This window comes from Arthrobacter monumenti (assembly GCF_054511255.1).
The window spans coordinates 20780-39512 of sequence record NZ_JBTNCY010000002.1 but is presented as its reverse complement, the minus strand read 5'-3'; the positions used below and the strand labels follow the sequence as shown (position 1 = coordinate 39512).

At 61.0% G+C, this 18733-nt stretch carries 18 protein-coding genes; 10 read left to right on the top strand and 8 right to left on the bottom strand.

Annotation, left to right across the window (positions count from 1 at the left end):
- Positions 1–8 precede the first annotated feature (8 nt).
- The 3 genes from ACX80B_RS03070 to ACX80B_RS03060 form a co-directional block, all read right to left on the bottom strand.
- Complete coding sequence (locus ACX80B_RS03070; protein ID WP_459292949.1) at positions 9–242, bottom strand: DUF6480 family protein; 234 nt, start codon at positions 240–242, stop codon at positions 9–11.
- 26 nt (positions 243–268) lie between these two features.
- On the bottom strand, positions 269–1108 hold the full coding sequence (locus ACX80B_RS03065) for an SDR family oxidoreductase (RefSeq protein ID WP_459292947.1): 840 nt from the start codon (positions 1106–1108) through the stop codon (positions 269–271).
- A gap of 131 nt (positions 1109–1239) precedes the next feature.
- Entirely contained in the window at positions 1240–1905 is a 666-nt protein-coding gene (locus ACX80B_RS03060) for an SDR family NAD(P)-dependent oxidoreductase (protein ID WP_459292945.1), read from the bottom strand.
- A gap of 263 nt (positions 1906–2168) precedes the next feature.
- Here ACX80B_RS03060 and ACX80B_RS03055 point away from each other — a divergent pair, with 263 nt between their 5' ends.
- The 6 genes from ACX80B_RS03055 to ACX80B_RS03030 all read left to right on the top strand — a co-directional run bounded on the left by ACX80B_RS03055 (position 2169) and on the right by ACX80B_RS03030 (position 9143).
- The gene (locus ACX80B_RS03055; RefSeq protein ID WP_459292943.1) at positions 2169–3320 is read left to right on the top strand and encodes an MFS transporter; all 1152 of its coding nucleotides are present in this window, start codon (positions 2169–2171) and stop codon (positions 3318–3320) included.
- Positions 3321–3444: 124 nt separating this feature from the next.
- Positions 3445–4377 carry a sugar kinase gene (locus tag ACX80B_RS03050; protein ID WP_459292941.1) on the top strand — a complete coding sequence of 311 codons (933 nt, stop codon included), beginning with the start codon at positions 3445–3447 and terminating at the stop codon, positions 4375–4377.
- Between the two features lie 2 nt (positions 4378–4379).
- The gene (locus ACX80B_RS03045; RefSeq protein ID WP_459292939.1) at positions 4380–5123 is read left to right on the top strand and encodes an IclR family transcriptional regulator; all 744 of its coding nucleotides are present in this window, start codon (positions 4380–4382) and stop codon (positions 5121–5123) included.
- Between the two features lie 92 nt (positions 5124–5215).
- Positions 5216–6364: a galactonate dehydratase gene (gene dgoD / locus ACX80B_RS03040; RefSeq protein WP_459292937.1), complete on the top strand. Its 1149-nt coding sequence runs from the start codon at positions 5216–5218 to the stop codon at positions 6362–6364.
- Between the two features lie 101 nt (positions 6365–6465).
- Entirely contained in the window at positions 6466–7860 is a 1395-nt protein-coding gene (locus tag ACX80B_RS03035) for a GntP family permease (RefSeq protein WP_459292935.1), read from the top strand.
- 143 nt (positions 7861–8003) lie between these two features.
- Complete coding sequence (locus tag ACX80B_RS03030; protein WP_459292933.1) at positions 8004–9143, top strand: phosphatase PAP2 family protein; 1140 nt, start codon at positions 8004–8006, stop codon at positions 9141–9143.
- 51 nt (positions 9144–9194) lie between these two features.
- Here ACX80B_RS03030 and ACX80B_RS03025 read toward each other — a convergent pair whose 3' ends face one another.
- Positions 9195–9380, bottom strand: a complete 186-nt coding sequence (locus ACX80B_RS03025; RefSeq protein WP_459292931.1) for a hypothetical protein — start codon at positions 9378–9380, stop codon at positions 9195–9197.
- A 215-nt stretch (positions 9381–9595) separates the two neighbouring features.
- Here ACX80B_RS03025 and ACX80B_RS03020 point away from each other — a divergent pair, with 215 nt between their 5' ends.
- The 3 genes from ACX80B_RS03020 to ACX80B_RS03010 all read left to right on the top strand — a co-directional run bounded on the left by ACX80B_RS03020 (position 9596) and on the right by ACX80B_RS03010 (position 13757).
- Entirely contained in the window at positions 9596–10792 is a 1197-nt protein-coding gene (locus tag ACX80B_RS03020) for a CynX/NimT family MFS transporter (protein ID WP_459292929.1), read from the top strand.
- 608 nt (positions 10793–11400) lie between these two features.
- A complete protein-coding gene (locus tag ACX80B_RS03015) occupies positions 11401–12747 on the top strand; it encodes an MFS transporter (RefSeq protein WP_459292927.1) in 1347 nt (448 codons plus the stop codon).
- A gap of 83 nt (positions 12748–12830) precedes the next feature.
- Complete coding sequence (locus ACX80B_RS03010) at positions 12831–13757, top strand: amidohydrolase family protein (protein WP_459292925.1); 927 nt, start codon at positions 12831–12833, stop codon at positions 13755–13757.
- A 50-nt stretch (positions 13758–13807) separates the two neighbouring features.
- On the opposite strand, the gene ACX80B_RS03005 is transcribed toward ACX80B_RS03010, so the two are convergent.
- The 3 genes from ACX80B_RS03005 to ACX80B_RS02995 are packed head-to-tail and all read right to left on the bottom strand — an operon-like array spanning position 13808 to position 16883.
- A complete protein-coding gene (locus ACX80B_RS03005) occupies positions 13808–14131 on the bottom strand; it encodes an AtuA-related protein (protein ID WP_459292923.1) in 324 nt (107 codons plus the stop codon).
- Positions 14128–15483 carry an acyclic terpene utilization AtuA family protein gene (locus ACX80B_RS03000; RefSeq protein WP_459293539.1) on the bottom strand — a complete coding sequence of 452 codons (1356 nt, stop codon included), beginning with the start codon at positions 15481–15483 and terminating at the stop codon, positions 14128–14130. The genes ACX80B_RS03005 and ACX80B_RS03000 overlap by 4 nt, the downstream gene beginning before the upstream one ends.
- Positions 15480–16883 (bottom strand): CitMHS family transporter, encoded by a 1404-nt coding sequence (locus tag ACX80B_RS02995; RefSeq protein WP_459292921.1) that lies wholly within the window; start codon positions 16881–16883, stop codon positions 15480–15482. Before ACX80B_RS02995 ends, ACX80B_RS03000 begins: the two co-directional genes overlap by 4 nt.
- Before the next feature lie 95 nt (positions 16884–16978).
- Between ACX80B_RS02995 and ACX80B_RS02990 the strand changes: the two genes are divergently transcribed.
- Positions 16979–17866 carry a LysR family transcriptional regulator gene (locus ACX80B_RS02990; RefSeq protein ID WP_459292919.1) on the top strand — a complete coding sequence of 296 codons (888 nt, stop codon included), beginning with the start codon at positions 16979–16981 and terminating at the stop codon, positions 17864–17866.
- Between the two features lie 330 nt (positions 17867–18196).
- On the opposite strand, the gene ACX80B_RS02985 is transcribed toward ACX80B_RS02990, so the two are convergent.
- Positions 18197–18628, bottom strand: a complete 432-nt coding sequence (locus ACX80B_RS02985; protein ID WP_459292917.1) for an Lrp/AsnC family transcriptional regulator — start codon at positions 18626–18628, stop codon at positions 18197–18199.
- Positions 18629–18733 lie beyond the last annotated feature (105 nt).

Genomic DNA, 18733 nt, shown 5'->3' with positions numbered 1-18733 from the left:
AAAGCCCGCTACTCGTCGTGGCCCTGGTCGGAGCTCATCTGGTCCTCGGCGGGCGGCGTTTCTCCGGGCGGGACGCCGCCGCCTGGTTCAAGACCCGTCACGTTGTCGTCCAGTGGATCCGGATTGGTGTTGTCACCTTTGCTTTTGGAGTTCCGGTCGCCGTGATCCTGATCGCCGTCGGGCTTTTCGCCGTCAGGCCGGTCCGGGTTATGCGGGTCCTTCTCGGGGTGGTAGCTGCTCATAACTTCGTCTCTCCTTTAGGTAGTGGTTAGAGAACCGGCTTGCCGCCGGTAACTGCGACGCGGGATCCGGAGACGTAACTGCCGTCGTCGGAAGCGAGCAGTACATAAACGGGCGCCAGTTCCGCGGGCTGCCCGGCCCTGCCCAGCGGCACATCCTGTCCGAAGGACTTCAACTTCTCCTCCGGCAGCGTGGACGGAATCAACGGTGTCCAGATTGGCCCCGGAGCCACGCTGTTGACCCGGATGCCTTTGGGACCGAGCATTTGAGCCAGGCTGGCGGAAAAGTTGGCGATGGCTGCCTTCGTCGCGGCGTACGGAGCCAGCTCGGGACTCGGCGTATCGGAGTTGATCGAGGAGCTGCCGATGATGGCCGAACCCGGCTTCATATGCGGCACGGCGGCCTTGACAAGGTGGAACATGGCGCCGATATTGAGTTTGAAGGTGTACTCCCACTCCTGCTCGGAGATCTCGTCGAGGGACTGATGTGACATCTGGAACGCGGCGTTACTGACGAGGATATCGACCTTGCCGAACTCCTCGACTGCGTCCTCAATGACGTCCCGGCAATGCTGCGCATCGGAAAGATCGCCACGCATCAACACCGCCTTCCGCCCCGCCTCTTCGACCAGCCGCGCGGTGTCCTCCGCGTCGTCATCTTCATTCAGGTACGCAATCAGAACATCCGCACCCTCGCGGGCAAAGGCGATCGCGACCGCCCGGCCGATGCCGCTGTCGCCGCCGGTAATGACGGCCGCTTTGCCTTCGAGCTTGCCGGAACCGCGGTAGCTGTTTTCACCGCAGTCCGGAACGGGCGTCATTTCGGATTGAACGCCGGGGACTTGCTGTTGCTGCGCCGGTTGGCCCATCAGTCTGCCTCCAAGGTTTGTGCATGTAGCGGGAAACGATTGCTAAGCACCCTTAGAATATAGCGGTGGCCGAAAGTTGGGAACCGGCTGGCGCAGAAACTCTGGAGCTGGCCGGTCGCGGGCAGCGGTTGTCAGTCTTCGCTGACCTGGTGACGGAAGCGGTCGCGCTTGGTGTGCAAATCCCACAGGTGGCCGGCGAGTACATCGGGATCCTTCTCGGGATCGCCGGCAATGATGCGGCCGCCAATAATGAGCTGGGACACCTGTATCCCTTCTTCGCCAAGAGCCTCGTTAAGTAGTTGTGCGTAGGCGGCCTGCCCGGCGAACGCGACGGAAGTACCCGTGACGTTGCGGCCCGGCTTTACGGCCGAACCGCCGTTGACGAACAAGATGGTGCCGCGGTTTTCCCCGAGGAAACGCATTCCGGGCACCACCTGATGCACCGCAGCGACCGGTCCGTAGATAGAGAATTCGATCGGGCCCTCAAGGTCGGCCGGCGTGGTTTCCAGCACCGGGCGCATGAAGTCCTTCTGCGGCAATGGGCTGTATTGCAGGACCTCGATCGGGCCCAGGCTTTCGGTTACCTGTTCCAGCGCCTTCGCAATTGATTCCGGGTCGCGGACATTTGCTGCGAACCCCTTGGCCTGCACTCCGTCCTTCGCCAGGTCCTCGGCCAAAGCGTCGAGTCGTCCCTGATGGCGGGAGATGAGGCCAACCGCAAAGCCTTCCGCGCCGAACCGCCGTGCCACAGCTGCGCCTAGTCCTGGTCCTGCTCCGATGATCGCAATAGTAGTCATACTGTGGGCAAGACCTGACGACGCCGGACTATTCCAAAGGGTATTCCGTACAGAGCACGCCCCGGACGAATATGTCCCTCCCTCCCGCGGTGGAAGACGGCCGTTTTGCCGGTCACGTCCGGCGGGGAGGATTATGGTTGTGAATCGATTCCAACCCCGGGCTCCGAGAGGTGCGTGCATGAACCAGCCAGCATCCGGAGGGCACATTCGGTGAATGAGGGACCTGGGAGGGACACCCCAAGAACAGCCGCGGCTACCACAACATGGTGCTGGGCTTGCTCTTCGCGGGAATCGCCACTTTTGCGCAGCTGTACTCCGTCCAGGCGGTGCTGCCCGGCATGGCCGAAGACTTCGGCGTCAGCCCGGCAACCGCCGCGCTCAGCGTTTCGGCCGCGACGCTCGGACTCGCGATCGCCGTCATTCCATGGTCGTGGGCCGCGGACAGGTTGGGCCGCAAACGCGCGATGACGTGGGCCATTGGTGCCGCCGTCGTATTTGGCCTGCTGCTGCCACTCGCTTCCAGCTTTCCGGTCCTGCTTGCCTTGCGGTTCGCCGAGGGTGCCGCGCTGGGTGGAATTCCCGCGGTGGCGCTGGTGTACCTCAACGAAGAGGTCCACCGCTTGCATGCAGCCGTGGCCGCCGGAACCTATGTGGCAGGCACTACGATTGGCGGATTGGCAGGACGGCTCATTGCCGGACCGGTTGCGGGCTTTTTCGATTGGCGCGCCGGTGTACTGGCCGTCAGCATCGTTGCCGCATTCGCCGCCGTCGCCTTCGTCTGGCTTGCCCCTGCACCACGAGGTTTCCGGCCGATCGTCCGCGGCGAGGGACCGAAGCTTTGGGAGCGGATCGTGGTGAACCTTCGCTCCAGACGGCTGCTGGCCCTCTACGCCCAGGGTTTTCTGCTCATGGGCGGGTTCGTGGCGGTCTATAACTATCTTGGTTTCAGGCTGGAATTGCCACCGTTCAACCTTCCAACATCACTGGTCAGCCTGCTGTTCCTCGCCTATTTGGCGGGCACGGTCACCTCCGGACTGGCGGGAAGAATGACTGTCCGGCTTGGCCGGCTGCCCGCGCTGCTCGCCAGCGTTCCGGTGATGCTTGCCGGACTGGCTGCGACGCTCATCGGTTCGCTTCCGGTCATCCTGATCGGGCTGCTGATCTTCACCGGCGGGTTCTTCGCGGCTCATTCCGTCGCCTCCAGCTGGACACCACGGCTTGCCACAGTCGGTAAAGCCCAGGCATCGAGCCTCTATAACCTCTTCTACTATGCCGGATCCAGTGTGCTGGGGTGGGCCGGCGGCTTGTTCCTCGTCGACTACGGCTGGACCGGCGTCGCGCTCTTCGCTGCGGTGCTGACCCTGGTGGCAGGCGCCATCGCGGCAGCAGCCTTGCGGAGAACGCCAGCCGTCTAGTCACGGTCGATGCACGACTCCTTGCGAATTGCCCGGCGACGGCGTAGCGTCTCTCCTCGTGTGTTGCACACTTAGCGCACTCGTTGCATATGTTGCACACCGCTAATCCGACCCGGTACGAGAGATGAAGTTGGCGATCTTGAACTCAGCGATGCCCGCCAGGGATACAGAGGTTTTCTGCCTCGGCGAGTCGATGGCGCTCGTCGCGCCTGTGGAGGCCGAGCCGCTGGAGTTCACCGAATCGTTCACACTTGGCGTCGGCGGCGCCGAATCGACGGTCGCCCTCTACCTCGCCGAGCAGGGACACGCGGCGGAGTGGGTCAGCCAGGTCGGCGCCGATCCGTTGGGCCGGCGGATGCTGCGCACCCTGAACCAGCACGACGTCGGCACTTCCCACGTTGTCGTCGTCGAGGACGCTCCCACCGGCGTCTATTTCAAGGACCCGCAGCCGGACGGAACGAAGGTACATTACTACCGGACCGGTTCCGCGGCTTCCCGGATGACTGCCGACGTCGTCAATTCCCTGCCGCTGGAAGATGCCCGGCTGATGCACATTTCCGGAATTACCGCGGCGCTGTCCGCATCCTGCCGGGAGCTGCTGACGGCGGTATTCGACCGCTCCGCCACAGCCGGCGCCCTGGTCTCCTTCGATGTGAACTACCGCCCCGGGCTATGGCCGGTGGACGAGGCCGCGCCCGCACTCCTGGATCTCGCACGCCGCGCCGATGTGGTTTTCGTAGGCCGGGATGAAGCGGAGGTGTTGTGGGATACGACCGATGCCGCCAGTGTCGCGGAATATATTGCCGGCAGCGGGGTCGTAGTAATTAAGGACAACGACGTCGGCGCAACCGAAATTGCCGGCGTCGCCAGCTTCTTCGAGCCGGCGGAGACGGTCGACGTGGTCGAGCCAGTCGGTGCCGGTGACGCCTTCGCCGCGGGTTATCTTTCCGCCTTATTGCGCGGCCGGCCCTCCCGCGAGCGGCTCCTGAACGGCCACCGGCTCGCGGCCCGTGCGCTGGGCAGCGTCAGCGACTTCGTCCCGGCGGAAGGAAAGTAGCCGTGTCGCAAAGCATCCAGCGCGCCGCCGACATCCTGGAGTTCATCAGTATCCACCCGCGGACGCCGTCGGAAGTCGCCGAACATCTGAAGGTCCACCGCTCCACGGCGTTGCGCATGCTGCAGACGCTGGCCGAATCCGGCCTGGCCCGCCGCCGGCAGGACGGCCTTTATGGCGTGGGCTACCGGCTGACCGGTCTTGCCAATCTGGCACGGGAGCAGTTCGACCTGGCCAGCCTCGCGAAACCTGAGCTGGCGGCGTTGGGGCAGAGATGCTCGCACACCATTCATCTTGCCGAGCTGCAAAGCCGGTCCATCGTCTACGTCGACAAGTTCGAGCAGCCGGGCATGGTGCGCCTGTACTCGCAGATCGGCCAACCCGTGCTCCTGCATACGGCCGGCGTCAGCAAAGCGATCCTCGCCCACCAGTCCCCCACCGTCGTCGAAGGCATGCTGGAGTCCTGCGACTTTGCGCGCTACACGGACGCGACGATCACCTCGCCGGAAGCCTTCCTCGCCGAACTCGAAATCACCCGCGAGCGCGGCTGGGCCGCCGATGCCGGCGAGTACGAGGATTACGTCAACTGCATCGCCATGCCACTGCGCGACGCGAACGGCGCCGTCGTCGCCTCCGTCTCCGTCACGGCGCTGAAGGCGCGGGCGGATCTGGACGAACTGCAGAAACTTCTGCCCGAACTCGAAGAAGTAACAACATCAATATCGAAGGAGATGGGATGGCGCCCGTAAACGAGTGGTTCGATGGGGCCTTCGCGGCCTGCCCGGTGATGGCCATCCTGCGCGGTTTCAGCCCGGAGAAACTCGCCGGCAGGAGCCAATAAGTGAAAGTCACCAAACTAACCACCTATCAGGTACCCCCGCGCTGGTTGTTCCTCAAGATTGAGACCGACGACGGCGTCACCGGCTGGGGCGAACCAGTCATCGAGGGCCGGGCCGCCACCGTGGCCGCCGCCGTCGAGGAACTTTCCGACTACGTCGTCGGCAAGGACCCCCGGCACATCGAGGACCTGTGGAGCACCATGTACCGCTCCGGCTTCTACCGCGGCGGACCGATCCTGATGAGCGCCCTGGCCGGCATCGACCAGGCTCTCTGGGACATCAAGGGCAAGACCTTCGGCGTACCCGTCTCCGAATTGCTCGGCGGATCGGTCCGCGACCGGATCCGGGTCTATTCCTGGATCGGTGGCGACCGACCGGCCGATACAGCCGCCGCGGCGCGGGAAGCGGTTGGCCGCGGATTCACCGCCGTCAAGATGAACGGCACCAGCGAAATGCAGTACGTCGACAGCTGGGACAAGGTCCAGACCTGTATCGAAAGCGTGGCCGCTGTGCGCGACGCCGTCGGACCCAACGTCGGTATCGGCGTCGACTTCCACGGCAGAGTGCACAAGCCGATGGCCAAGGTCCTGCTGCGCGAGCTCGAGCCGTTCAAGTTGATGTTCATCGAGGAACCGGTGCTCAGCGAAGAAACCGACGGCCTGCTCGAGGCTATGCGCCAGACCAGCACCCCTATCGCCCTCGGGGAGCGGCTCTACAGCCGGTGGGATTTCAAGTCCATCCTGGCCAGCGGCGCCGTCGACATCATCCAGCCCGACCCTTCGCACTCCGGCGGCATCACCGAAACCCGGAAGATCGCTGCCATGGCGGAGGCATACGGCGTCGGACTGGCACTGCACTGCCCGCTCGGACCGATCGCGCTGGCCACCTGCCTGCAGCTCGACGCAGGCTGCCACAACGCGTTCATCCAGGAACAGAGCCTGGGCATCCACTACAACACCACCAACGACCTGCTCGATTACGTCACGGATCCGTCAGTTTTCGCGTACGACGACGGCTACGTCACCATCCCCACGGGGCCGGGACTGGGCATCGACGTGAACGAAGAGTACGTCCGCGAGCGCGCCGCCGTCGGCCATCGCTGGCGGAACCCTGTCTGGCGGCACGCCGACGGCTCCATCGCCGAATGGTGATTTTGCAGCCTTCGCAGTCCTAAGCGCACCACCCGCACCGATCCGCACCTCGTCATGCCCAAAATCATTTCAATGCGCACACCAACCTGAGTAAGGACTATATGGATATCCTCGAAAACTGGACCCAGCCGATGGGGACAGTTCCACTGCTGTTGATCGCGGCCGGAGCAGTGGTGCTCCTGCTCTTCCTGATCATGAAATTCAAGATGCACGCGTTCGTCGCGCTCATCCTGGTCAGCCTCATCACCGCATTCGCTACCGGAATCCCCGCGGGAAGCATCGTCGATGTCCTGATTTTCGGTTTCGCAGACACCATCGCCAGCGTCGCCCTGCTCGTCGGTCTCGGTGTGATGCTCGGACGGCTGGTTGAAGTCAGCGGCGGTGCGCAATCGCTGGCTGACTCGCTGATGCGTCTGTTCGGTGAGAAGCGGGCGCCGCTGGCTCTCGGCGTCGCATCGCTGATTTTCGGTTTCCCGGTGTTCCTGGATGCCGCCCTGGTGGTCATGCTGCCGGTCATCTTCGCCGTTGCCCGCAGGCTTGGCGGCGGCATCCTGCTATACGCCCTCCCCGCGGCCGGCGCCTTCTCCGTGATGCACGTCTTCCTGCCTCCGCACCCAGGTCCCGTCGCCGCGGCGAGCCTGCTCGACGCCAACGTTGGTCTGCTCGTGCTTGTCGGTTTGGCCGTTGCCCTGCCCACCTGGGTCGTCGCCGGATACGCCTTCGGACAGTGGAGCGGCAAACGCTTCAAGTTCCCGGTACCGGATTACATCAGCGGCGGTGCCGAGCAGGAACACGACCAACACCCGCCGAAGGCAGGCACCGTCATCTTGATGCTCCTGCTGCCCATTTTGCTCATCACGATGAACACCGTCCTCAACACCCTCGGCACGAGTGGCGTCGTCAACGCCGACGCCACTTGGGTAGGCATATTGATGACCCTTGGCGCCACGCCAGTCGCCCTGCTCATCTCCGTCCTGGTCGCGTCCGTGGTCCTGGGAACCCGGCGCGGCCGCAGCCGGGCAACCATCGAGGGCCTGCTCGACAAGTCGCTCGGCCCAATCTGCGCGATCATCCTCATTACCGGTGCGGGTGGCATGTTCGGTGGAGTCCTGGTTGCGAGTGGTATCGGCGACGCGCTCGCAGGATCCCTCGAAAATATCGGAATGCCTATCATGATTGCGGGTTTCACGATCTCAACGATCATCCGTGTCGCCCAGGGATCCGCCACTGTTGCGTTGACCACGTCGGCGGCGTTAATGCAGCCATTGGTGGCGGCTGGCGACTACAACGCCATGCAGGTTGTCGCCATCGTTCTGGCTCTTAGCGCTGGATCCGTTATGCTGAGCCATGTTAATGATTCGGGATTCTGGCTCGTCGGCAAGTTCCTGGAACTTGATGTCAAGACGACGCTCAAGACCTGGACAGTTATGGAAACCATCATCGGTTTCGTCGGATTCGGGATCAGCTGGCTCATTTTTGGGCTGGCATCGACCTAGAACCGGAAGCCGGTCAGGTGCGCGCCGCGTGCCCATGAGCATGCTGGATAGGAGAACTTCGCGGTTCTCCTATCCAGTTTTCATATCGGGCGTGGACCTGTGCCACGCTTAAACCCTGCCGCCTCATAGGATAGAAATGTCTAATGACCACTGAAGTCGGGCGTGAACGCCCTCCGTGGCGCCGCCTGTTCGGTGTCCCTCTGATAGTCACGCTTGCCTTCGGCCTGCTGATGGTGCTGACCGCCGCGGCGGCCGGGCTGCCGCTGCGCGACCCCGAGGGGTTCCTTGGACCCAGCTACGTGCGGCTCCCCCTGATCGTCCTGTTGGTAATGGCGGCCGACGTCGTTCCCCGGGTTCTGCTGCGAAGGCCAGGCATGCGCGGGCTGGGCCGGTCGATAGTGCAGATACTGCATGAGCGGTGGACAGGACCGCGGCTGGCCATCGTCGCCGCCGGACTCGGCACCTTCTATCTGGCCTATGTGGCCTACCGTAACCTCAAGAGCTTCCTGCCCTTCCTGCAGGAGCGGCTGACCGACCGTGCGCTGATGGCCACTGACAGTTGGATCGCCTTCGGCGGACACCCGGCCGACGTGCTCCACACACTTTTGGGCACCGGCTTCAGCGCCGTGGTGCTTTCTGCCGTGTATATGTTCTACATGCTCTTCGTGCCCATCACGCTGGCCGCTGCGCTCGTCTGGTCCAATGACCTTACGCGCGGAGCCTGGTACGTGACCGCATTGAGCTTCAACTGGATCCTCGGCACAGCTACGTACTACATGCTGCCCTCGCTCGGACCCATTTATGTCAACGAGGAACCCTTCGCCGACCTGACTCCGACGGCGGTCACCGGGTTGCAGGAGGCGCTCTACGAAAACCGGGTGGAGGTGCTCGCCGACCCGCACGCGACCGACTCCGTCCACGGCATCGCTGCCTTCGCTTCGCTGCACGTATCCGTCGTATTCACTGCTGCGCTGATCGCCCATCTGGCGCGGCTTCCGAAGCCGGTGCGGTGGATGATGTGGAGCTTTTTGGTGCTCACCTCTCTCGCAACTGTCTACTTCGGCTGGCACTACGTCGTCGACGTTCCCGCTGGCCTGGCGGTTGGCGGACTCTCTGTAGGACTCGCTGCCCTGGCAGTACACACCAAGACCCGGATCCGGTCGGATGTGCTGGTCAGGACACGGCGCAGTCAGGTGGCCTCTGCACTTCCAGTGCGGGAGCCCGAACCCACCCTTGAGGTGGTTCGGCGAACCAGCCCCGTAACGGGCGAAGAAGGCGCGTAGGCGGCCGCGGACGTATCCGCGGACTGCGAATTCGCTACCCTGCCGCGTTCGCTACCCTGCCGCGTTCCGCAACATGAAATCGCGGTCGGGATTCCGGCCCATCTCCGGATCCGGCGGAGGCGACGCGTCCTTGGTCGGGATAGTGTCCTCGACCGGAATGCGCGCCGGCAGCGTTCGATAACGCTCCTCCGGCAGCTCCACCTCAGGTTCGCCAAGGGTCCAATCTTCCGCGGCCATCTAAGTCCACCTCCACTGGTTCTTTCAGTATGCGCTCATTCCGCATCGCAATCGACACCGTCTGCCGTTGGGGGTCGGGAGTCGGGAGACGGAAGTCGGGAGTCGGCTACACTCCGGACTGCGGCGATGGTGTGCTTGGAGATTTCGGACTCGGGACCCCTTAAACTGAGGTTGCTACTGAACCGGCTGCTGAAGCCAAGTGAGGATGGAACGCGATGCCGGTAATTGAACATACCGCTCCGGTACGGACTGCCCGGTTCGGCCTGGCTTTTTTCGGCGTCCTGCTCATAGCCCTGAATCTGCGGGTGGCCTTCGTCAGTGTTGGGCCATTGCTGACGGAAATCAGCAGTGATCTGCAATTGTCGAGCAGTATGGCCGGGCTCCTGACAGGCCTGCCCCTCATCTCGTTCGCTGTTGCCTCCCCCGTGGCCCCGAAGATGGCGCACCGGCTCGGTTTGGACCGCGCCCTGTGGCTATCCCTACTGCTGCTCGCAGCCGGAACCATCGCGCGGTCGGTGCACATCGAGGGAGCAATCTGGGCCGGCACGGCGTTGCTGGGTGTCGGCATCGCCTTCCTGAATGTCCTGTTGCCCTCACTGGTTAAGCGCGATTTCCCCGATCGTGTCAGCAGTGTAACGGGCCTCTACACAGCGGTCCAGGGAGCCTTCGCCTCGGCCGGTGCCGCCGTCGTCGTACCAATTGCCAACTCTGCAGAGAGCGGGTGGAGGCTTGCCCTTGGGATTTGGGCCGGTCTCGCGTTGATCGCCATGGCCGTCATGCTGCCCAAGCTCCGCCGCCGCCCGGCAGTGCCGACAGCCAGTACAGGAGATACTGCACCACATCGGTCCCCGTGGAAATCCGCCTTGGGCTGGCAGGTGACCGTCTTCATGGGCCTCCAGTCAGTCGCTTTCTTCACCTTTATGACCTGGCTCCCCAGCATCGAACAGGACCAAGGCGTTTCCCAAGCTACGTCCGGCATCCACATCTCCATTTTCCTCTTCACCGGAGTGGTCTCGAGCTTGACCACGGGGGTACTGCTGCATCGGTCCCGCGACCAGCGACCGTTGGCGTTGACCACAAGCGTCTTCGCCCTGATCGCATACTCCGGTCTCGCCTTGGCTCCCCAGTTGTCCCTGCTCTGGATGATCGTGGGAGCCATGGGTTGCGGCAGCCTCATCGTCATCGCCCTGTCCCTGTTCAGCCTGCGCACCCGCGACCACGCCCAGGCAGCAGATCTATCAGGCATGGCGCAGTCCGTCGGTTATGGGCTTGCCGCAGCCGGACCAGTAGCCTTTGGCGCATTGTATGACTGGAGCGGCGGATGGACGGTGCCTCTGATAATGATGGCTGCCATCATGCTGGTCATGTGCTTCACCGCAGTTCTAGCGGGACGCAATCGCCTGATTGGATGAAAGTCTGCCTTCCGCCACCGCTATGATGTTGCTTTGGCGACCATTGGGGGAAGCGCATGATACTGGAAAATTGGCATCTGATCCTGGGCCTTCTGGTCGCCGGACTGACAGCAACACTGATTCGCAGGCTTATTAACAGACGCCAGTTGGAGCAAATTCGACGGACAATCCAACCTCTTGCTCCCAGCAGGCAACAGCAACTGAACCAGTTGGATTACTTGCGCAAACGAGGAATGGTCGACCCCGACGAGTACGCCCGAAACCGGCAGGCTATCCTCAAATCGAAGGCCCGCTAACCGCGTCAAAAACCAACAGCGACGACGCCCCCGCTTGATGGGTGCTAGGCGTGCCCTAGGACTTATGACCGCCCGGGCATTCCCACCCAGCACTCCGGCGCTGCGACCCCCTAACCGCTCCTAGGCAAATAACCAGTGTGATCGGGATCACTGACAGGCAGGATGAATTGGTGGAGGTCCGGATATGCGAACGACGACGGCGCCTCCTGTCCAGTTGCCTGCTTGCAACAGATGAAGCTGCAGGTCAAGGCAACCTCACCGGAATGCCCCCTGGGGAGAGCACACGTTCCCGAAGACAAAGGAGTCTCGCATATGACATCAACTGCGATACCTGCGACCGCGAAACAAAAGAAATCCGTCAGATGGGTTGTGGCGATCGCCGCCATGGCCCTGATTTTCGATGGGTACGATCTCGTCGTCTACGGCGCCATCGTCCCAATGCTGCTGGATGACCCAACCCAACTTGGAGCCATCAACGCAACGGAAGCCGGAGCACTGGGAAGTGCTGCACTGCTGGGCGTCATGGTCGGCGCGCTCGTTGCCGGCGGCGTCGGCGACTATGTCGGCCGCCGTCGCATCATGCTGATCGGCATTGTCGTGTTCTCACTCGGGATGGCCGCAACAGCCATGGCTCCCGACGTCATGGTCTTTGGGTCCCTCCGCTTCTTCACAGGCCTCGGAATCGGCGCGCTCGTCGCCACGGCGGGCGCCATGGTGGCGGAGTTCGCGCCGAAGGGTCAGCGCAATTTCTACAACGCCATCGTCTACTCCGGCGTACCGGTTGGCGGGGTGCTTGCCTCGCTGCTGGCGATCGTCCTGACCGACGCGATTGGCTGGCGCGGCCTGTTCTGGATCGGGGCCTTGCCGCTGTTGTTCCTGTTCCCGATGGCCCTGCTGAAACTCCCGGAGTCGCCCAAGTGGCTGCTGTCCCGTGGGCGCCTTGCCGATGCCAAAGCGGTTTCGGTCAAGACCGGCATCCCGTTGCCCGCCACGGTTACCGACTCGTCGGAGCCCGCGCGCAAGGCTGAACGCGCAGGTTTTGCCGCCCTGGCCACGAAGCGCTACTTCTTCCCGACAGTGTTGCTCGGTCTGATGAGCTTCTCCGGCCTGCTGCTGACCTACGGTCTCAACACCTGGCTGCCGGAGATCATGAGCCTCTACGGGTATGGACAGACGTACTCCCTGACGTTCCTGCTCGTCCTCAACGGCGGCGCCATCTTCGGTGGTCTGGTCGCATCGCTGTCGGCCGACCGGTTGGATCCCCGGAAGGTTGTCGCCACGACATTCTTCCTGGCGGCCCTGTCGCTGGTGCTGCTCACACTGGAACTGCCGCTTGCGGTGCTGCTCTCACTGGTGGCCGTTGCTGGCGTCGGAACCATTGGTACCCAGGTGCTCATTTATGGCTTCGTTTCCAACTACTACGAGACCTCCGCCCGGGCGGCCGGTGTTTCCTGGTGTGCCGGTTTCGGACGCCTCGGCGGCGTGTTCGGCCCCCTCATCGGCGGCTTCCTGATTGCGGCACAGGTCCAAAATCAAGCGGCCTTCTACGTTTTCGCCGGCGTGGCAGTACTTGGTGCCCTGATAACGCTCGTTGTCCCCCGCCACCGCAACAAGGAAGAGGCAGCACCCGAACCCTCCGAAACAGTCCTGGCCAGGTAATACGGCCGCAGCGCCACTGCGTCCTGGCCAGCTCTTGCGTGGGGTTGGCCAGGACGCCGCCGTTATGAGCAATACTGCTGTGTATGGGAGTTGGGCGGTTGGAAGGCGGCACCTTGGGAGCAATGTCCGACGACGGCGTCCCCGCTTGGTGGGCGCGGCTCGGCCTGCCAGGCCTGATCGACGTCCACACCCACTTCCTGCCCGAGCGGATGATGCGGCGCGTCTGGGCACACTTCGACGACGCCGGCCCGCTGATCGGCCGGCCCTGGCCGATCAACTATCGCTGGAACCAGGAAACCAGGCTGGCGCACCTGCGGAAAATGGGAGTGCGCTGCTTCACCGCTCTGACGTACGCCCACAAACCCAACATGGCGGCCGACCTAACCGACTTCGCACTCGACCTGGCGGCAGAGAATCCGGACTGTGTTCCCAGCGCTACGTTCTATCCCGAGGACGACGTTTTTGACCAGGTCCGCTCAGCTCTCGAACGCGGTGCACGCGTATTCAAGATCCATGCGCAGGTCGGTGGGTTTGATATCCGCGAGCCCATCCTGGACAAAGTATGGGGTTTGCTTGCCGAGGCGGCGGTTCCCGTCGTCGTACATATTGGCAGCGGACCGGTTCCACGTGGAGGTTTCACCGGGCCCGACAAACTCGAAGGCGTGCTGCGCCGCCACCCAACCTTGACCGCCGTCGTCGCCCATCTCGGTGCACCCGAGTACGCCGAGTTCCTCGACCTGGCCGACCGCTATCCGAACGTCCACCTGGATACGACCATGGTGTTCACGGACTTTTTCGAAGATGTCGCACCTTTCCCCGCGGAGCTATTGCCCCGGCTGGCGGACCTACCCGACCGCATCGTCCTCGGCAGCGACTTCCCGAACATCCCCTACTCCTACGCCCACCAGCTCGAAGCCCTCGAGCGCCTACGCGAGGAAGAGCCCCGCCTCGACGACGATTGGCTCCGGTCCGTCTGCTGGACCAACGGCCAGCGACTGCTCGGGAGCTAAAGCAACAACTCAGCTACCGGAGATCCGGCTCGGCAAATTCCATGCCATGCCTATACCTTCAGACTCAACAGATGATAGCTAAGAGACTTGCCATGACCATCGAGTGACGGAGAGTTTGTAACACCTCCGCCGAGCACTCCGGGCAGTTCGAACACTATCCCTGGAAGCCGGGGCATATCGATACGAGTGGCCTCTCGAGTTAGAAGATTCCCATAGTGCGATGACACCCGATCCACGGTTAGATTTTTCAGTAGATACTCATGTGCATCAGCATTTCGGGGAAACACTGCGAGAATCAATGTGTCTCCCTTGTCTCCCGTGCGAACATCAGCGAGGTCATCGACGCTCGTGCCGGAACCTTCTTTATCGGTCACTTCGCAGCCTCCATCAGATGTACTTCAGTGGATACGAGGTGTCGTGGGATGAGGCAGGACCGTATAGCCAACACTTCTGTGGTCGAGCGCCGCGCGCCGCCCCCGCCCGCAGGCCCGTTTGTATACAGCGTTTCGACTTCCCATCCGATGATGTCCGCACTTTCCTCAGTATCAAGTCGCGCGGATACTCGTAATCGCACCTCGTGAGCAGAACGATCGGTATGCATCCCCCTAAAGGCGGCACCCGCACCAATATATTCAACCGAAATGCTGTCCTCCGGAATACCGTGGACCTCCCGAAGTCGCTCTGAGACGATTTCCGCTCCCAGTTCCGCCCGTTGAAATGCCCTTGGACCGGCATAGCTTATCTGTCCTTCGCCCAGCCAACCGCCGCGGAACCCGAGCGTCACCTTCAACTTCTCCGGTCGGACGCGACCGGTGGCACCGGAAATTCCGACTAGGTCAACCCCAAGACTTTCGAACGAGACGCTCGTGAAGTCTGCTGTGACGTCCGGCGTAAGATACGAACCCGGATTGCCTACTTCATAGAGCAGTTGCTCTGCACAGGTCTTCGTGGTGAGCGTACCGCCGGAATCACGGAGCTTTCCAAATACGCCTGTTCCATCTGGTTCAACGTCGGCGAATGGAAATCCAAGATAAGCCATATTTTTCACCGGCTTTGTGCAAGGATCAGCATAATATCCACCCGTTAATTGCCCGGCGCACTCAAGTAAATGCCCCACCGCCGTTCCAGCCCCAAGCAATGCAGCACTGGCTTGATCCCAACCGAATTCGTGGATCATCGGTGCGACATAGAGGGATGGATCCGCCAGCCGCCCTGTAATGACTATGTCTGCATCTTGTTCGAGCGCGGGTACGACCGAATCAGCGCCAATGTACGCATTCGCTGAAACCAACTCTTCAGAATGCTCAGATAGCCGCCGGCCCGTTTCCCAGACAACTGGATCGTGGGCACGAACGGTCTCTAAGACATCGTCGCCTGTGACTGCAGCGACTCTAACTGTTTCCCCAGAAACTTTGGCAGCGAACTGAGAAATATGATCGGCCGCTGCAAGTGGATTCGCCGCACCGGCATTTGTGATGATTTTAGTTCCGACCGCAGAAATGTGTGGAAGCACGGCACGCATTCTGGCTTCCAGAAGCGAATCGTAACCGTACTGTGGATCCTTCAAACGCCTCGCTTGATTGGCGGCAATTGTCCTCTCGCCAAGGCATTCGAAGACAAGATAGTCAAGTTGGCCCTTCTCAGCCAGCTGCTGAGCGGGATCAATACGGTCTCCCGAGAATCCGGCACCGGCACCCAGCCGAATGCTTTCGCGGCCCTTTTTCATGATGCCCACAACGGAATTACGCCTGTGGCGACTGCGACGCCGAGCATGACTATGCTGACCAGCCAAGCCCAGCCGATCAGGTGGAGAATGTGCTTACCAATATTGACATTGGCAAGCCCGACCAGCAGATAAAACGATCCTGTTAGAGGGCTGATAGGGAATCCAACTGTCTCCTGTCCAAGCACCGATGCCTGTGCCAGATTCATAGCACTGACACCAAACTCACCACCAACGCCAACCAGGACGGGTAACACGCCGAAGTAGTAAGCGTCCGGTCCAAAGAGAAGACTCATCGGCACCCCGAGTACGCCAACGATCACTGGCAGCATGGGAGCCATGGCAGAAGGAATCACGGTTGCTGCGCTGCCCGCCATCGCCTCGATCATCCCGCTACCTTCGAGTACTCCAAGCAAAACTCCCGCAGCCAACAACGTACTCGCCATCAACATGGCTGCTTTCGCATGTGCGTCAAAGCGTGCGGTCTGAGCTTTCAGCCCCGGATAATTGATACTTACAGCAACAATGGCGGCGACGATGAAACACATCTCCGGAGCAATCCCTGCAACCAAGGCAGCTAACGTTGCGACCAGGAGAGTCACATTGACCCACAGAAGTTTCGGCCGAAGCAGAGACTCATCGGTAGAACTCGACTGCCGGGTAATCGTCTGGAGCTGACCAGATGCGTCACCACTAGACCCATCCACATTCAAATGCCGCCCGTCAGCGGAGCCAACCCGTGCAGTCGACTCTTCAACTTCAGCGGAAACGTCGCCATCTGTAATGCGCTGAAGCCGCTTGGTTTCTTTGCGTCCTAGGAAGTACGCAATTGCCAGAACAAAAATGATACCGACGATCTGGGCAGGGATCAGAGGCACCCAGATCTCATTGGCATCAACTTCGATTGTGGCTGCTGCCCTTGCTGTCGGTCCGCCCCAGGGCACTAGATTCATTACTCCGGCGCTGAGCCCGACACAGGTCGTCAGAACAAGTCGGCTCATCCCGAGCCGCTCATACAACGGCAACATGGCCGGAATTGTTATCAGGAAGGTGGTGGCACCAGATCCATCAAGATGAGCGACTAGAGCCAAAGTCGTCGTCGCAAGCGTTACTGCTACAGGTCCTCGGGCGCCCCATTTGACGATGCGATTTACGACGGGATCGAACATTCCAGCATCACGAAGGATCCCGAAGAAAATGATGGCGAAAACAAACATCGCTACAACGCCGACGACGCCGCCGAGCCCCTCCGCGATGAAACCCGCCACTTCGGTCGGCGAGTTCCCTGCAATCAGCGCCCCGACAATCGGGATACCGGCAAGAGCGACGACTGGAGAGACGCGTTGACTCAATAGAAGCGCCAAGATGACGGCTATGGTGGCATAGCCTACGAGCGAAAGCATTGATGATTTCCCTTCTCGATCAAAACTGTCCCTCGTCAGTATGATGCCGGTCACTTCTTCCAGTCCAACATCAATTAGACATACACTTATGAACCGTGAGCATAAATCTCAACGTCGCGCATTTGCGCAGCATCGTCGCCGTCGCTGACCACAAAAGCTTCACCTCAGCTGCTGATGCCCTTCAGATCGCGCAATCGTCACTGAGCCGCACGATTGCCGATGCTGAACGAAGACTCAATGTTCGGTTGTTCGTACGTACAACCAGGAATGTCGAGGTTACCGGCGACGGACGAGAAGTAAGCATGTATGCCCACAAAATACTCGCTGCCTTTGATGACGGATTCCGCGACATTGAAGGGTTCCTAACTGGAGACAGAGGTTCTGTCACGGTGGCCTGTTTGCCCTCGGTGGCCGCAACGTTTCTGCCGCCGCACGTCTTAACCTTCCGCGAGAAACATCCCGAAGTGCGTTTGCATATCAATGACGGCCTCCTCGAACCCACTCTCGCTGCTGTCAGAGCCGGTCACGTGGACCTTGGTATAGTCGCCACATCCGGGGCGGTTGAAGGGTTGGACCAAGAGCAGGTTGGATTGGACTCATTTTATTGCGCCGTTCCACGAACGCATTCTTTCGCCTCCAAAGCACATCTGGATTGGTCTGAGCTATCAGGCGAGCCGTTCATTGCATTTGGAAGTGAAAGCAGCATTGAAGGACCAGTCAGACGAGCGCTGGAAGACGCAGAGGTTCGACTTGGCCCGGTCTTGCAAGCACAAAATGTTGCGGCAGTTGCGGGTCTTGCGGCCGCCGGCCTCGGCATCACCGTCGTTCCCGAACTCGTACTTCCGATGATCTCCTTCGCGGGGCTCGCGCATATCCCACTACTGCCAACGGTCCAACGAAAAATACTTCTGGTACAACTTCCCGACCGCCGGCAAACCGCCTGCACACGGATATTCATGGATTGCATCCGTAACGCCTCATAGCCAATCAACGAGCGGTCGGAAACTAGATTAGTTTCGACGACCTATTCGTACTACAGCCCGACTGGCGTGAAGATCCAGCGGAAGACTACGAGCGGTTGGAAGACCATCCAGACCGTCAGTCTTCAGAGGGGCAAAGCCAGCTACCGGACTTACAAGCCGGCCAAAGCCTACTACCGGGCAGTCCTCCTGATTGGGACCCTGTTAGCAGTCCAGTGGATATGCGGTACCGGTTCTTCCCGGTTCGTCGGGAAGTCCGGAGGTTGTCACCGGTCGATAGTTGCTGCCACTGGAGAAGCTACGAGGCAGTCCCTGGATAAGACTTCCGCTCTGTCATCTCAACACTGAGCTAAGCAATAAGCTACTTTCACTATTCAAAACTCCTTCGACGGCACGAATCCTGCCCAACACCTCATCGAAGGCACCCAGGCTATTAGTTCGCAGTTCAGCGACCAGGTCCCAACCGCCGTTGGTGGTGTGAAGAGCAGTGATTTCGGGGAAGCCCCTGAGTTTGGTGATGACTTTACTAGCCGTTCGACCCTCAACTTCGATAAGTGTGATGGCACGAATCTCCAGCGCATCGACTTCGTCGCGGACTCTCACGGTGAACCCAACTATCACTCCAGAGGCGATGAGTCGTTCCAATCGGCTATTGATAGTCGCGCGTGCAACGCCCAGCTTCCGGGCGAGCGTGGCAACAGGGGCCCTTCCATCTTCCCTGAGCGCGGATAAGAGTTGATGATCAAGATCAGTTAGGGAAGGCATGGGCAAAGTGTAAGCGCCCAGTAAGCAAAGTGTATAGAAACTGAATAAAAGACAGGCGGCGTGACAATTGATGCTGCACAGCGCTGGTTCATAGGCTGATATTCA

What these genes read in the sequence shown, in the direction of transcription:
- ACX80B_RS03055 (WP_459292943.1), top strand. Translation starts at nt 2,169, where the DNA reads ATGGTGCTGGGCTTGCTCTTCGCGGGAATCGCCACTTTTGCGCAGCTG.
- ACX80B_RS03025 (WP_459292931.1), bottom strand. Translation starts at nt 9,380, where the DNA reads ATGGCCGCGGAAGATTGGACCCTTGGCGAACCTGAGGTGGAGCTGCCG.
- ACX80B_RS03065 (WP_459292947.1), bottom strand. Translation starts at nt 1,108, where the DNA reads ATGGGCCAACCGGCGCAGCAACAGCAAGTCCCCGGCGTTCAATCCGAA.
- ACX80B_RS03015 (WP_459292927.1), top strand. Translation starts at nt 11,401, where the DNA reads ATGACATCAACTGCGATACCTGCGACCGCGAAACAAAAGAAATCCGTC.
- ACX80B_RS03050 (WP_459292941.1), top strand. Translation starts at nt 3,445, where the DNA reads ATGAAGTTGGCGATCTTGAACTCAGCGATGCCCGCCAGGGATACAGAG.
- ACX80B_RS03060 (WP_459292945.1), bottom strand. Translation starts at nt 1,905, where the DNA reads ATGACTACTATTGCGATCATCGGAGCAGGACCAGGACTAGGCGCAGCT.
- ACX80B_RS03000 (WP_459293539.1), bottom strand. Translation starts at nt 15,483, where the DNA reads ATGAAAAAGGGCCGCGAAAGCATTCGGCTGGGTGCCGGTGCCGGATTC.
- ACX80B_RS02995 (WP_459292921.1), bottom strand. Translation starts at nt 16,883, where the DNA reads ATGCTTTCGCTCGTAGGCTATGCCACCATAGCCGTCATCTTGGCGCTT.
- ACX80B_RS02985 (WP_459292917.1), bottom strand. Translation starts at nt 18,628, where the DNA reads ATGCCTTCCCTAACTGATCTTGATCATCAACTCTTATCCGCGCTCAGG.
- ACX80B_RS03020 (WP_459292929.1), top strand. Translation starts at nt 9,596, where the DNA reads ATGCCGGTAATTGAACATACCGCTCCGGTACGGACTGCCCGGTTCGGC.
- ACX80B_RS03070 (WP_459292949.1), bottom strand. Translation starts at nt 242, where the DNA reads ATGAGCAGCTACCACCCCGAGAAGGACCCGCATAACCCGGACCGGCCT.
- ACX80B_RS03035 (WP_459292935.1), top strand. Translation starts at nt 6,466, where the DNA reads ATGGATATCCTCGAAAACTGGACCCAGCCGATGGGGACAGTTCCACTG.
- ACX80B_RS03030 (WP_459292933.1), top strand. Translation starts at nt 8,004, where the DNA reads ATGACCACTGAAGTCGGGCGTGAACGCCCTCCGTGGCGCCGCCTGTTC.
- ACX80B_RS03010 (WP_459292925.1), top strand. Translation starts at nt 12,831, where the DNA reads ATGGGAGTTGGGCGGTTGGAAGGCGGCACCTTGGGAGCAATGTCCGAC.